General features: G+C 63.3%; 14 protein-coding genes. 8 read left to right on the top strand and 6 right to left on the bottom strand.

Annotated elements, in window-relative coordinates:
• Positions 1-73: 73 nt before the first annotated feature.
• Positions 74-343, top strand: coding sequence for a spike base protein, RCAP_Rcc01079 family (locus tag AC1965_RS19700; RefSeq protein WP_483887381.1), 270 nt, complete (start codon positions 74-76; stop codon positions 341-343).
• Positions 343-1593 (top strand): hypothetical protein, encoded by a 1251-nt coding sequence (locus AC1965_RS19705; protein ID WP_483887382.1) that lies wholly within the window; start codon positions 343-345, stop codon positions 1591-1593. Before AC1965_RS19700 ends, AC1965_RS19705 begins: the two co-directional genes overlap by 1 nt.
• Here AC1965_RS19705 and AC1965_RS19710 read toward each other — a convergent pair.
• The 5 genes from AC1965_RS19710 to AC1965_RS19730 are packed head-to-tail and all read right to left on the bottom strand — an operon-like array spanning position 1583 to position 7082.
• The gene (locus AC1965_RS19710) at positions 1583-2755 is read right to left on the bottom strand and encodes a GumK N-terminal domain-containing glycosyltransferase (protein WP_483887383.1); all 1173 of its coding nucleotides are present in this window, start codon (positions 2753-2755) and stop codon (positions 1583-1585) included. The genes AC1965_RS19705 and AC1965_RS19710 overlap by 11 nt on opposite strands.
• On the bottom strand, positions 2752-4080 hold the full coding sequence (locus tag AC1965_RS19715) for an oligosaccharide flippase family protein (protein WP_483887384.1): 1329 nt from the start codon (positions 4078-4080) through the stop codon (positions 2752-2754). Before AC1965_RS19715 ends, AC1965_RS19710 begins: the two co-directional genes overlap by 4 nt.
• Complete coding sequence (locus tag AC1965_RS19720; RefSeq protein WP_483887385.1) at positions 4077-5093, bottom strand: acyltransferase family protein; 1017 nt, start codon at positions 5091-5093, stop codon at positions 4077-4079. Before AC1965_RS19720 ends, AC1965_RS19715 begins: the two co-directional genes overlap by 4 nt.
• Positions 5080-6324: a hypothetical protein gene (locus AC1965_RS19725; RefSeq protein ID WP_483887386.1), complete on the bottom strand. Its 1245-nt coding sequence runs from the start codon at positions 6322-6324 to the stop codon at positions 5080-5082. The genes AC1965_RS19720 and AC1965_RS19725 overlap by 14 nt, the downstream gene beginning before the upstream one ends.
• A 59-nt stretch (positions 6325-6383) precedes the next feature.
• Positions 6384-7082: a sulfotransferase family 2 domain-containing protein gene (locus AC1965_RS19730; RefSeq protein ID WP_483887387.1), complete on the bottom strand. Its 699-nt coding sequence runs from the start codon at positions 7080-7082 to the stop codon at positions 6384-6386.
• A gap of 182 nt (positions 7083-7264) precedes the next feature.
• Between AC1965_RS19730 and AC1965_RS19735 the strand changes: the two genes are divergently transcribed.
• The 4 genes from AC1965_RS19735 (at position 7265) to AC1965_RS19750 (ending at position 10347) form a co-directional block, all read left to right on the top strand.
• Complete coding sequence (locus tag AC1965_RS19735) at positions 7265-7513, top strand: AbrB/MazE/SpoVT family DNA-binding domain-containing protein (protein ID WP_483887388.1); 249 nt, start codon at positions 7265-7267, stop codon at positions 7511-7513.
• Entirely contained in the window at positions 7510-7911 is a 402-nt protein-coding gene (locus AC1965_RS19740; protein ID WP_483887389.1) for a type II toxin-antitoxin system VapC family toxin, read from the top strand. Before AC1965_RS19735 ends, AC1965_RS19740 begins: the two co-directional genes overlap by 4 nt.
• 106 nt (positions 7912-8017) lie before the next feature.
• Complete coding sequence (locus tag AC1965_RS19745) at positions 8018-9199, top strand: glycosyltransferase (protein ID WP_483887390.1); 1182 nt, start codon at positions 8018-8020, stop codon at positions 9197-9199.
• Positions 9196-10347: a glycosyltransferase family 4 protein gene (locus AC1965_RS19750; protein ID WP_483887391.1), complete on the top strand. Its 1152-nt coding sequence runs from the start codon at positions 9196-9198 to the stop codon at positions 10345-10347. The genes AC1965_RS19745 and AC1965_RS19750 overlap by 4 nt, the downstream gene beginning before the upstream one ends.
• 139 nt (positions 10348-10486) lie before the next feature.
• Here AC1965_RS19750 and AC1965_RS19755 read toward each other — a convergent pair whose 3' ends face one another.
• Positions 10487-11212, bottom strand: coding sequence for a metallophosphoesterase (locus tag AC1965_RS19755; RefSeq protein ID WP_483887351.1), 726 nt, complete (start codon positions 11210-11212; stop codon positions 10487-10489).
• A 206-nt stretch (positions 11213-11418) separates the two neighbouring features.
• Here AC1965_RS19755 and AC1965_RS19760 point away from each other — a divergent pair, with 206 nt between their 5' ends.
• Entirely contained in the window at positions 11419-13458 is a 2040-nt protein-coding gene (locus AC1965_RS19760) for a YjbH domain-containing protein (protein ID WP_483887352.1), read from the top strand.
• Positions 13455-14087, top strand: coding sequence for a YjbF family lipoprotein (locus AC1965_RS19765; RefSeq protein WP_483887353.1), 633 nt, complete (start codon positions 13455-13457; stop codon positions 14085-14087). The genes AC1965_RS19760 and AC1965_RS19765 overlap by 4 nt, the downstream gene beginning before the upstream one ends.
• Positions 14088-14093: the final 6 nt, after the last annotated feature.

The raw sequence follows: 14093 nt of genomic DNA on the forward strand, positions 1-14093 counted from the left end.
ATCGCACGGTGGGTTATTAATGGGTTAAGGCAAGCCACGGATGCTGAGAACTCATTAATAAGAGGAGGCCGCGATGCCTATTTTCGATTCGTTCAGCAGCTATCAAGAAGGCTTGACCGGCCCGATCTGCGGCGGTTTTGACATCACCCCCGCTGACGGTGCGGACCTGAGCGAGGTCACGCGTGCGGTCATGGTGAGCACGGCGGGCGATCTGGCGGTGACGTTAAAAAATGGCGATACGATCACCCTGCCCGGCCTCGCGCCCGGCGTGATTTATCCGGTGCGGTTGCAGCGTGTGCTGGCCACCGGGACCACGGCGGCGGGCGTCAAGGGGCTGGTGTGATGCTGGGTCTGGCGGTGGGATTGACCCCGCAGTATCGCAGCAAAGCCCTGGTCGACCTTCCCGATGGCTTTGGCTGGGATCAGGGGCGGTTTGATCTGGGCATCTACCACAACGCAGGGCGCTATGCGGTGGAGGTCGAGCCGCGCGATCTGGTTGATCCGGCAATCTGGGCCGGCGCCGCAGTGCATGTAGATGGGGTGGCCGGCGACGACACCAACAGCGGTGCGGGCGCGCAAGATGGCGATTTTTCCGATGCAAAGCGAACGATCTATGCCGCATTTGTCGCGGGCAATGCCACGGGCGCGCCTTATCGTGTCTTGGTAAAGCCGGGGGATTACGCGGAATCTGCCTTTACCCGCAACGGCAATGACGAACCGACGCAGGCGGTGGCGGTGATCGGGTGGGGCGGGGCGTTGCGCTATCGGTCGGGGCCATTTTCGGTCGTTTGGACGGATGCGGGGGGGACATATTCCGCGCCGGAAACATCCGTGCGGCGGGTGTTTCGCAGCGATGTGCAGACCCCAGAAGGGTTGAACACCGAATTGATCAATGTGGCCGATGTGGCCAGTTGCGCCGCGACGCCGGACAGTTGGGTTCAGGATGGATCACTGGTGCATGTGAACATCGGTGGTGCGCCGGGCCCGGAGGATATTGCGGTAATCCGGTCGTTTCACGGGGCGCGGTTCATGGCGCATGATCAGGATTTCTATCTGGAGAATGTCCATGCCGAGGGCGGAATCACCGGGGCGCTGCATTTTGATGCGGTGGCGTCGCGCAACATCGTCGGGGTGAATTGTTCGTTCCGCTATAGTGCGCCGTCCAATCCGGCATCACCGCAGGATGCTGTGCGGGTGCGGCGCACCGATGGGCTGGTTGCGTTTTTTGGCTGCGATGCGTCGGGTGGGGCCAAGGATGGGTGGTCGTTCCATGAGGATGGCACGCTGGGCATGCATGTGCTGTTGCAGGGCTGTACCGGCTGGCGCAACGGGATCACCGGGGCGACGTCGTGCAACGGGTTTACCAGCCACGATGCGGTGCGGGCGATCCTGCTGGACGGCGATTTTGGCCTGTCACGCAATGGCACGGAGGTGCATGTGATCCAGTCGACGCAGACCTGGGCCGCCGGGTGCCGGGCGGTGGCGCGGATCTTGACGGCACTTCCGTCGCGTTCAAGTGTTCCAACGATGGGGTCATGTGGTTGCAGGATTGCGTGGGCGACGCGGCGGGATCAGTCGAAAATCATGCTCTAGAAGCCAATTCAGGGACTGTTTTTATCCGTGGGTTCACGATTGTTGCAGGGACTGTCGAGGCGTCGTCAGGTGGGTCAGTAACGCCGTTCTGAGCGAGGCGGCGGGCAAGGTCGATCCAGTCGGGTACGGCTTCGGGTGCGCGCGCCCAGGTTTCGCAGCGAAACAGGGCGTCGGGTGTGGTGTATCCGATGATTGACGGTAGGGCAGGGTGGCAAAGCCGGTCCGGCCCCAGCGTCGGCAGGCCGTGGTGGCGGTATAGCAGGATGCGGTTGGAATTGGTGGTCTGGTATTCCACGCCCGGCGTATCGCGGTAGGGGGCAAGCCCGATGTCGGCATGGGCGATATGGGCAAGGGTCGTGTCAAAGCGCTGTTCGCCGTGCCAAGTGATGTTCGGCAGGGCAGGCGGTGTGCTGCGCAGCCTGCCAAGGACGTGGATCTGCCAGTCGGGTCGTTGGCGGGCAATGCGGGTGAGTGCCGGGACATCGAGCAGGGTCGTCCCGGCACAGACTGCAATTGGGCCAGGTCTTGGCCTTGGATAAGGGTCAGGGGTGCTGACATTTATCTCATCGTGCGGGATGCCGACCGGATCGATCGTGACATTGGGGTGATCGGCAAAGCGGGCGGCGATATGCGGGCTGGCGGTGCTGATGCGGGTAAAGTGGCGGTGCGCCTGTTCGGCGCGCAGCAGGGCGTCGGGGGCGTTCAACAGGCGGATATCATCAGAGACGCGGTAGATGCGTGTGGCCTGCGGGGCCTGTTGAGCCAGAAGCGGGCCCAGCAGGACCGGTGGGCCGCTTTCGCAAATTACGAGGTTGGAGTGGTTCAAAGGCGCGCGCAGGATGGGACGCCAGTGGGCTGAGAACAGCGGAAAAAGAGACTCTAAAACGGCGTTTAGGGCGGTATTTTTGGATTTTAGCGGGTGGAGCGGCGGTAGGCTGTAGATCGAGGTGAGGGTCGGGCTGTGCTGGTATGTGCCGCGCCGGGGTGGGGCATCGAGGGCGCGCAGGCGGACGTCGCCCAGCAGGGCAGATACCCAGCTATATCCCACAGTGACATGCGTCACGTGCCAGCCTGCCGCCTGAAGATGATCCGACACCCAAAGCATCGACGGGCGGCGTTTTTGCAGGGGGAAGTGACCTGTGATCAGGACGGCACGTTTCATGCGGTGCTCCTCTGTATCGGGGGGAGGAGAAGCGCGGCGTAGAGGGCGCTGCCGAGGGCGATTTGGGCGGCGACAGGCAGTGGCGGAAGCAGGGCAAAAAGCCCGAGCATAAACGTGCCTGCGGCGAGCGGGGCGCAGAGGGGGCTGAGATCGCGCAGGCCGACGCCGAGGCGTGGCAAGGCGTGGGTAAGGTGCCAGAGCGTCGAAAGCAGGGCCGCGACGCTAAGGGCGGTTGCGACTGCGGTGGGGGAAAGCGTCAGCGCGGGCAGGGAGCAGAGGGTGCCGAGGGCGAGCATCGTGGCAGCGCGGGTGAGCATGAGGCCGGTGTGGCCCTGGGCGGTAAGAGCCTGATTGATGGGCATGGTGAGGGCCGACAGCAGGCCGAAACCGCTGAGGGCGATGAGGATGGGCGCGGTGGCGGCGGCGTGGGTTGTGCCGGTGAGAAGGCTGAGAATTTGCGGGGCTGCGATGCAGGTCCCGGACCAGATCCAGACCGAGAGCGTTGCGGTGAGGCGGAGCTGGGCGGCGAGGGTGGTGCGAAAGACGGGGCCGCGCAACCCATGTAGTTGCGGCAGGGCGATGAAACGTAACGGCGAGAGGGTGAGCGCGTCGATCAGGCTGAGCATGCGGCTGGCGATCTGGAATGCGCCGGCGGCGGGCAGGCCGAGGGCGAGGCCCACGGTCAGTTGCGTGAGCGGGATGAGGGCGGCGGTGAGGAAATCGCGTGCCGCGATTTGGGCCGTTTTGGGCAGTATTAGAGTCTGATACTGCCAATGGGGAAGGGTGCGGGGGTGCCAGTGTGCGACGTGGATCGAGAGGGCGGCGGTGAGTGCTGCATTGGTCAGGGCGAACCCGACCAACGCCCAAGGGCCAGCCCCGTGGAATAGCATCCACAGCGCGAGGGCGGCAGCGGCGGTTTGGCTGACCATCGTGCGCAGGGCGAGGGCGCGCAGGCGGAGGGATTGGCGCAAGATGCCTTCGGAAACCGCGCCGAGGCCGTTGAGAAAGGGGATAACGCTGAGGGCGAGGAGGAGAGGGGATCGCACGATAACTGCGAGAGCCGCAAGGCCGAGGGTGAGGGCCAGACCTGAACCGAGGGAGAGGGCAAACAGGGCGTCCCGGCGGCGTGACGTATGGCCGAGGATGATGACGCTTTCGCAGATACCGGCCTTGTGCAGGCTTTGGGTCATGCGGATAGGGGCAAAAGCGGTTGCGAAGGCGCCGATCTCGGCCAGTGACAAAAAGCGTGTGGCGATGAGAAACAGCGCGGCGTTGATGCCGACGCGGGACCATTGCAGGGCGAAGGACCAGACGCGCGTTTTCATGCCGGGGCCGCCTGTTTTCGACCGGTGACGCCACGCATCAGGGGGCGTTCAATTGCGAGATGGATGAGGATGCCCGAGCAGAGGGCTAGGGCGCAGATGGTGACGACATAGAGCCATGCGCCAAAGGCGGTGGCGGGCAGCAGCGGCATCAACAGCAGCGTGGCGGCGCGCAGGGCAAAACGGTGCGACAGATACAGGGCATAGGAGGCATCGCCCAAAAGCTGGCCGGGCAGGCGGCGGTCAGGGCAGAGCAGGGTGCCGCCAGCGACGATGAGCATGGCGGGCAGGCCAGCGGCGATGAAACGGGGCAGGGGCAGCGGATCGAGCGCGATGAGCAGCACGAACCCAAGTGCGATCGCGGCGATGCTTAGGGCGGTGTCGGGTCGGGACCAGCCGCGTTGCCACAGTCGGGCAAGCGCGATGCCGTAGAGGAATTCCAAGATTAGCGGATTGGTCCAGAAGGCAAACTGCGGGGCGGTGAAATCAACCGCGAGCCCAAGAAGCGCGAGGGCGGTTAGCAGCGCCGCCACTGTGACGAGCGGGCGGGGAAGGGCTAGGCAGAGCGCCATGAGGGCATAAAAGAACATCTCGTAATTCAGGGTCCAACCCAGCGACAGAACCGGGGCGATGCGGCCATCGGCGCGTGCATAGGGAAAAAACCCGTAAGAGCTGAGGATCTGTGCGGGGTCCAGGGTGGTGTCTTTGGCCCCACCGGGCAGGAACAGTAGGGCGGCGACCATGAGGGTCGTAAAGAGGTAATACAGCGGGACGACCCGCAGGATGCGTCGCCAGAGAAATGCGCCGGATCGGCCGGCGTAGCGGGCGGCGGACAGGGTGATGACAAAGCCGGAGATGACAAAGAAAATATCGACGCCGCGCGTCCAAGGCACGGCGTCACCGGGCAGCGACAAGGCAAAGTAATGCTCGGCCTCGGCCAGAACATGACCGATCAGCACCATCACGGCGGCAAGTCCGCGCAGGGCCTGAAGGCCGGGAAGCCTAGGCGGGTTCATTGTGACGCTCGGACATGGGGGGCAGCTGTGGCCGTGGTGTGCGGCGTGAGCGGAAGGTCGGCAGCGGGTCAGGGTGATCGCGCGTGGCAATACGCTGGGTCGACAGCAGCATGATCAGTCCGACGAGGGCCAGGGAGAACAGGAAATTCTGATGCGTGAAATAGACTGAATGGCTGGAAAACAGCAGCGCGGCGCCGATCTGTGCATAGACCACGGCAAAACCGAGCGAGTGCTGCGCGCGCACAAAAACACGCCTGATGACAAAGGCGGTCACGGCGATGAAAACCGCGCCGAGCATTGGGCCGAAATCAACATAGGCAGCGGTGAGGAACGGAAACTCGCCCCCGCCGAGCACGGCGTCGAGTGCCAAGCTACGCGGGGTCAGCAGCCGGGCAAAATAATCGTCGGTGAAGGTAAGGAACATGATCCCTTCGAAATTCAGCCCGCCCCAGGTGTGTGGGATATCAACCATCAGCGGGGCAAAGGCGTTCCACATGTCGTTGACGACATAAAAGGCGAGCTTTTGCAGGCCAATATCCAGGGCGGAGCGGTTGAACATCGGGTTGGTGATCGCCTCGCGGGCCATCCAGAGTCCGAGGAACAGCGCGATGGCGAGCATGAGCCAGCCAAGCCCGATCAGCCGCCCGCGCACCACGCAGGCAACAAGGTAGGCCGAAAGCAACAGTTGCAGAAGTAGCAGGCGCTGGCTCATGACAATGGGCAAGATGAAAAGAGCAATCGTGTTGCAGGCCAGTGTTACGGTCATCATCGTGCGGGTCTGCCGGGGCAGGGGGCCGAGGCACAGGATCGCGGCGGCCATGCAGGCGGTGGCGGGCAGGGCGGCGTAAAACAGGCGCATTCCGGTAAAGAGTTTGTTTTCCAGCAGAATGTCGCGGGTGGTGATACTGTCGATATAGGCGGCGGCGGCGAGATTGATCAGCCCGCCGGCCTTGGCCGCGGCGGTGAGAATCCACAATGCGGTGACACCCAGCAGCACAAGGTTGAGCGCAAAGGTCAGACGTGCGGCGCGGGTGAGATTGATGCGCCGGGCCGGGGGCCGGGGTTTGCGCCGAGAGAAGCGGCCGGCGGTATCGCCAACGGCATAGAACAACAGCCCCAGCAGCAGCCAGACCAGCCCTGTGGCCCCAAAGACCGAGGGGTTGAGGTGTTCGCGCCGCATAAAGGTTTGCACCAGATCGAGGTGATGCAGTTGCGCCAGCGTCAGGGCCATGCCGGCACCAGAAAGACCCCAGCAAATCAGCAGCAATGACAAGGGAGAGAGCGCGTGCCTCATGCGGCGGCGCGGTGCGGGTGCAGGGCGCGGTAGATGGCGATGTCAGGGGCGCAGAGCGCTTCGATACGGGGGCGCAGGTTGGCGGGGATCTGGGTGGGGGCCGGGGCGGCGTTGCGTTTCCAGCGCGGCAGGGGCGTGCGGATCAACTGTTGCAGATCACGCGCAAAGGTTGCGGGCTGCGACAGGTCGCCGATCACATCAAAGCGGTGCAGCGCGGCGGTGGCGCGGGCAATCAGGGGGGCGGGATCGCTCCCTTGCCGCTGGCTTTGCCCGGCGAAGTAGAACAGATATTGCGAGGCGATGCGCGCGGCATCAGGCGTGTCGAGGAACGCCGCCAGCGTGGGCGCGCGTGCCGGGGTGGGGTGGCGGCGTTGCAGGTAGTTGTAATGCGACACAAAGCGCGCGACCGGATCGCGCAGCAGGGTGATGAAGGCGTAATTGCGTGCCGCCCCGTCGTGAAGTGCCGCATCATATTGCACATGGCCTGCGATCATCCGCACGCCCCGCGCGACGCGGGCATGCAACTGCGCCCGACGGTGGGCGTAATCGTCGAGTATCCGCGCCTCGCCGCGCAATGCGGGATCGCCCTGATCGAGCGTAATCGTGGCCTGCGACATCAGATACCGCAGCCGCAGCGCCGCGCCAAAGCTGGAGCCGCCACATTTCGGCACGTGAATATAGATGATCCTGCTCATGGGTTCCTTTGTGCGGTAGGGGCGGGGGGTGGCCCGCGTTAGCCTTTTCGAAAGGATTGCACCGCGATGGTTAACGCGGGATTAACGTGTGCCGCAGGGCCTCTTGAAATCGGAGTGCAAAAGTAATACTTTGCAGATACAATTCCTTACCACAGGAAACGCCCTGCCAAAGGAGAGGCGCCATGCAGACAACTGTGACATCCAAGGGTCAGGTGACCATCCCCAAGGCCGTGCGCGATCTGTTGGGTCTGCACGCGGGCAGCAAGGTGAGCTTTCGCCGCACAGCGGATGGACGGGTTGAACTGGTGCCGCAGGATGATGCGCCAAAGCACAGCAGCTTTGCACGGTTTCGCGGCCATGCGGGGGCGGGGATGGACACCGACGCCATCATGGCGCTGACGCGTGATCTGCCTGCGGGACCGGATGCTTGACGCTGGTTGATACCAACGTGCTGCTGGATCTGGTGACGGACGACCCGCAGTTTGCCGATTGGTCGATCGCGCAGCTTGAGGCCGCTTCGCTGGTCGGGCCGCTTGTGATCAACGATGTGATCTATGCCGAATTGTCAGTGCGTTACGAGACCAAGGAAAAGCTGGACGCTTTTATTCGCGGCATCGGGTTAAAGCACGATCCGATCCCGGCCGCGGCGCTGTTTCTGGCCGCGAAGGTGTTTCGCCAGTACCGCAAGTCGGGGGGCACGCGCACTGGTGTGCTGCCTGACTTCTTCATCGGTGCACATGCGGCCGTGGCGGGGCTGCCGCTGCTGACGCGCGATATCGGACGTTACCGGGCATATTATCCGACGGTCACGCTGATCGCACCACTTTAAGTAGAATTGTGCGAAATTTTGTCGCGTTAGGGTTTTGGTAAGGATTTAGACCCGATGGTTAACCTCGACTGAACGGTGGTGAGACACTGATTTTCGAGGAGAGAACATGCATATTGTTCATCTTGTGACCCGGCTTTTGCGGGCTGGGTCCGAGGAAAACACTCTGGAGACCTGCCGCTGGCAGATCGAACATGGCCACCGGGTGACGCTGATCCACGGGGTCGAAAGTGACCCCTATTGGGACGATCATCTACCGCAGGGCATCGCGCGGATCGCGGTGCCGCAGATGGTCCACCCGGCGCATCCGGTGCAGGATTTCCGCGCCACGATGCGGCTGCGTCAAATTTATCGGTCGCTGGAACCAGACGTGATCCACACCCATCAGAGCAAGGCAGGTATCCTGGGCCGGTTGGCGGCGCGGGCGGTACCTGAGGCAGTGGTGGCCCATGGTATCCACATCGTGCCGTTTGAGGGCGCCAGCCCCGTCAAACGCGCGCTTTATATCGCGGCGGAGCGTTTGGCGGCGCGCAACACGGATGTGTTCATCGGCGTGTCCGAGGCGGTGGGCCGGTCCTATGTCGCGGCGGGTATCACGCGGCGGGGCAGGGTGCATTGCGTGCGATCGGGCATGGACGTCGATCGGTTTCGCAACGCGGCGTTGCCACCCGACTGGCGCGAATTGCTGGGCGTGAAAGCCGGCAACACCCGGCCCCGCGTGGCGTTGATGATGGCGGCGTTCGAGCCGCGCAAACGTCATGTCGCATTCCTGCGCGCCTTTGCCCGCGTGGCCAGCACGCTGCCAGATCTCAAACTGCTGCTGGCCGGTGCGGGGCCGGAAGAAGCACGGGTGCGGGCGGCTGTCAGCGCCCTTGGGCTGGACAAACAGGTGGTGTTCTGCGGCCACCGCCCCGACCCCGAAGCGCTGTTTGCGCTGGCCGATCTGTCGGTGTTGACCTCGGCCCGTGAAGGGCTGCCGCGCGTGGCGGTGCAATCGGTGGCGGCGGGCTGTCCGATGGTGGTGCAGCGCCTGCCCGGCATCGACGAGATCGTCGAGCATAATCGCAACGGCATGGTGGCAGAGGCTGACGACATGCTGGGTGTGGTGCAGCATATCACGGGGCTGCTGCATGATGATAAACGGCTGAACCGGTTGCGCGCGGGGGCGCTGGCCACCGATGTCAGCGCCTGGGCGCTCGATGCATTGGGGGCACGCACAACGTCGCTTTATGGGCTGCCGGTGCGGCGGGCCGTGCCGATCCCCGCCTTTGCCGCGCTGGAAACCACGTGAACGTGACCACCTATATCAACGGCCGGTTCCTGACACAGCCCCTGTCGGGCGTGCAGCGTTATGCCCGCGAGATCATGGGCGCGCTGGATGCCGAACTGGCACAATCAGTTCAGTTGCAACAGCAGCTCGGCCCGGTGCAGGTGCTGGTGCCGCCGGGGACCGAGATACCCAATTGGCAGGTGCTGCGCCCGCGCGTCATCGCTGGCGGAGGCGGACATCTGTGGGAACAGGGCGCGCTGTGGTGGGCCAGCCGCGACGGCGTGCTGGTCAGCCTCGGCAATGCCGGTCCGCTGCGTCACCGCGCGCATGTACTGTGTCTGCATGACGCAAACCTGTGGGAAATTCCGCAGGCCTATGCGCGGCGGTATCGGGTTTTGCACCGTTTCTTGCGGCCCCGTCTGGCACGGCGCGCGGCGGCGCTGCTGACGGTCAGTCGGCATTCGGCACAGGCCATCGCGCGGCATCTGGATGTGGATGCCGCGCGGTTTCGCATTGTGCCCAACAGCGCCGATCATGCGCTGAACTGGCCCGCGACGCACGACGCGCCGGCGCGTTACGGGCTGACGCCCGGAGGCTATCTGCTGAGCGTGGGCAACCGCAGCCCCAACAAGAACCTTGGCCCCCTGACAGCCGCCCATGCCCAATGCGGCGCGGACGTGCCGCCACTGGCGCTGGTGGGCGGCGACGTGCCGGGCATCGCCACCGATGCTGCGGGGCAGGGCGCGCGGGTGCGGGCGCTTGGCCGGGTGCCCGACAATGATTTGCGCGGGCTGTACGAGGGTGCTGCGGGTTTCGTCTTTGCCGCGCTGCACGAAGGCTTTGGCATTCCGCCGCTCGAGGCCATGCGACTGGGCGTGCCGGTCTTATGCGCGCGCAGCGGGGCGATGCCCGACGTGTTGGGCGATGCGCCCTCGTGGTTTGACCCGCGCGATACCGACGACATGCGCGCGGCATTGACCAGGTTTGCCCAGATGGACGACGCGACGCGGGCGGCGATGGTCCGCGCCGGGAAGGCCCGCGCGGAGAGTTATAGCTGGCGCAGGAGTGCGCTGGCCTTGGCAGAGGTGGTGATGGGCGTGCGGTGCGAATTTGCTGGGCGGGAACAAAAACAGATGAACGTAAACGGGCGAACTGCCCTGCGCACATAGCCCCCCAACAGTGTGGAACCCGCATTGCGCCGCCGTCAAGGGGCTCAGCTTGTGCCAGACTGCCTGTTCCACCTTTTGCAAAATTCAACGAGCCGCATCTTGCGTGTGGGTATTGGCACGACCAATCTCGAACCGCCGGTCAAAGCGCATCGAACTCCACCCGGCCATCCATAATCAGCGCTGCCGTCAGGCGACCTGTTGCATAGGCACCGGTATCAATAGAAATACGCCCGCGGTCACAGACCGGAGCGGCGACGATGGTATGCCCGTGTACCACCCACAGACCGTCGCGGCGTTCGACACGGGCAAAATCGGCGTGCCCCCAATGCAGCGTCTGGGTGGTTTGTTCCCACATCGGCAGCTTGGGGTCGGCCCCGGCGTGCGCGACGGCGACATTGCCCGATTGCCAGATCGCAGGGCGCTGTCTGAGCCATTGGATCAGGTCGTCGCCCATGGCCGCGCGCAAGGCTTTGGCGATCTGATCAAGCGCGGCCCCGGTGCTGCCTTCGCTGGCGCCCGCGATACCAAAGCTTGCCAGTGTCTGAAGCCCACCGCAGCGCAGCCAGCGGGGGCCGAATTGCTGCGGGTGATCCACGAAGCCCAGCATCATTTCCTCGTGGTTGCCGGACAGGCAGATGATGTCTGGCCGTGCCTGTAGCAGACGCAGGACATCGGCGCTGTGTTCGCCGCGATCGACGTAGTCGCCAACGCAGACGATCTGGCTGGCAGGCACTGCGGACAGCGTTTTTTCCAGCAGGTCGGCGCGCCCGTGCAGATCGCCCAAGACGACAAACGGCGCCTCTGGTGTTGGGGGCGGGTAGGGCGCATTGGGCGCGGTCAACGCCTTGATCCAACTGCCGAGCATTTGGCGAATTCATCCTATGAGTGTTGCAATGACGTAGCAATGCACGTTAAAATGGTACGATCTTCCACCGGCTTTGTGAAGTCTTGGCGCAGCTTGATTGCCTCGCCATCTAATTCAGGTGCTTTGTTTGGATGCAGTACGGCAATGGAGTCATTTGCGCTGTCATAGGCGCACTAGCATGGAGCGGCAGCGTTCAGTCGCAGACGTTGTCGACCTTTGGGACGCCCGGTCTGATCGACATGCCGACGGCGCAGGTGCTGCCGGATGGCTATGTGGGCCTTACAACGAGCCATTTTGGCAATATCAACCGCAATACGCTGACGTTTCAGGTGCTGCCGCGCGTTTACGGGACGTTCAGGTATGCAATCATTCGCGATTTCGATCCGGGCGGGCCGCAGGACGGCACCCGTTTCGACCGCAGTTTTGATTTGCACTACCAGATCACCAATGAAACCCCGCGCTTCCCTGGTTTGGCCGTGGGCCTGCGCGACTTTGGTGGCACGGGGATTTATTCCAGCGAATATTTTGTCGCAACCAAGAGCTTTGGGTCAAAGCTGAGGGCAACCGGCGGCATGGGATGGGGGCGGCTGGCGCAGCGTGGCGCGTTTTCGAACCCGCTTGGGGTGATTTCTGACCGGTTCAAAAGGCGGCCGAGCGTCGGTGCAGGTGGCATCAGCACCACGGGGCAGCTTGATTTCGGAGCATGGTTTCGCGGCCCTGCCGCGCTGTTCGGGGGGGTGGAGTATCAGGCGACGGACCGGTTAAGCTTCCAGCTTGAATATTCCTCTGACGCCTATAGCCGCGAAGCCGGAAGTGGCGCCATAGACATCAAGACCCCTCTCAACATCGGAATGAACTACAGTTACGCCAACGGGTCGAACCTGCGTGCCTTTGTCATTGGCGGGTCCGAGATCGGGTTTCAGTACAGCCTTATGTTGAACCCGGCCAAGCGGCGGGCGCCGGGGGGTATGGATGCAGCGCCAATGCCGCTGGTGCCGCGCAGCCAGACTGTGTTGGCAGGCTATGACCTGCGCCAGCCCGGAGCCAAGGCGCGCGCGGATCGGACATTGGAGGCGCTGCTGGCGCAAGAGGGGATGGCGCTTCAGGCGCTGGCGGTAAAGGGGCGGCGGGCTGAGGTGCGCTTGCAAAACAACCGCTGGGACGTCGAGGCACAGGCGGCAGGCCGGGCGGCGCGGGCGATGGCGGTGGCGCTGCCTGCGGATGTCGAAGTGTTCGACATCACCTTTCAGACCAACGGCATGGCGATCAGCACGGTCAGCGTCGCGCGGAATGATCTGGAAGAATTGCAGACAGATTACGACGGCGCCTGGCATCTGTTCACGCGGTCGCAGATCACCGATGCGGTGCCTGACGGGCGCGCGGGCGAATTGCCCGATGCCTTCCCGAGATTCAGCTATGGGTTTGGCCCTTATGTGGCGCTGTCGCTGTTCGATCCCGACAGCCCCCTGCGCTATGATGTGGGGGCCGAGCTGACGGCATCCTATCGTCCACGTCCGGGGCTGACGTTTTCCGGCACCTTTCGTTATCCGCTGGCTGGCACCCTCGACAAGGCCACACGTCGGTCAAATTCGGTCATTCAGCGGGTGCGCTCTGATGCGGTGCTCTACGCGATTGAATCCGACCTTGAGATCAACAAACTGACCGCTGAGTATATGTTCCGCCCCGGTCAGGATCTTTTTGGCCGCGTCACGGCGGGGTATCTCGAAAACATGTACGGTGGTGTCTCGGGTGAATTGCTGTGGTTTCCTGTCGCCAGTCGGTTGGCCCTGGGGGCCGAGGTCAACTACGTCAAGCAGCGTGATTTCGACATGCTGTTGGGGTTCCAGAATTACGAGGTGCTCACGGGCCATGCCTCGGCTTATTACGATCTGGGCAACGGGTTCACCACGCAGTTCGATGTCGGCCGCTATCTGGCCAAGGATTGGGGTGCGACCTTTGCGGTCGACCGCGAATTTAACAACGGGTTCAAGATTGGTGCGTATTTCACGCTGACCGATGTGTCCTTTGACGATTTCGGAGAAGGGTCGTTTGACAAGGGCATTCGGATCAGCGTGCCACTGTCCTGGCTCACCGGACAGCCCTCGCGCAAGACGGTGGACCGCGTGATCCAGCCCGTCACACGCGACGGCGGTGCGCGGCTGAACGTGGATAACAGGCTCTATGATGTCGTGCGCGATTACCGCGCCGACAATCTGAGCGATGGCTGGGGGCGTTTTTACCGATGAACCGCTGGCACGCCCTGCTTCCTCTGTTTGCCCTGCTGATCGCTTGCGGCACTTCGCAGGAAAACGATTCCGTCATTGGGCAGTCCATGGCTGGGCTGCGCGGTCAGGAATACGTCGCGCGCTTTGTCGCCCTTCTCAAGGTCGAAGCACCCGCCCTGCAGATTGGTTTCGTCGAACGCCAGCAAGGCGGCGTTATGTTGCTTGAAAGGCGCGACGGTGATTTCGATTATTGGCTCAGCCCGGATGGCGCGCATATCATCCTGCAAGGTGGCCTGCTGCACGGCACCCGTGGGCTGGGCGAGGGGCTTTTGGCCTCGGACCTCAGCCAGCCGCTGACCCATGTGCGCGGACTGAAACCCGGGTATTCGGATCGGTTTCACACCTACCTCGACGGAAATGACCGGGCGGTAACGCGCACCTATCGCTGCCTTTTCACGGTTGAGAAGCGAAGCGACGTCAGGCTTTCCGGCAAGACGGTGCAAACCGTTCAGATGCGGGAAAACTGTCGGAGCCTTGATCAGGAATTCACGAATATCTACTGGGTCACCCCCGGTTCGCGACGCATCGTGCAATCGCGCCAATGGGCTGGTCCGTTTATCGGGGCACTATCGACACGGGTTGTCGACTGATGCTCG

The organism is Sulfitobacter sp. KMM 9851 (assembly GCF_057178245.1).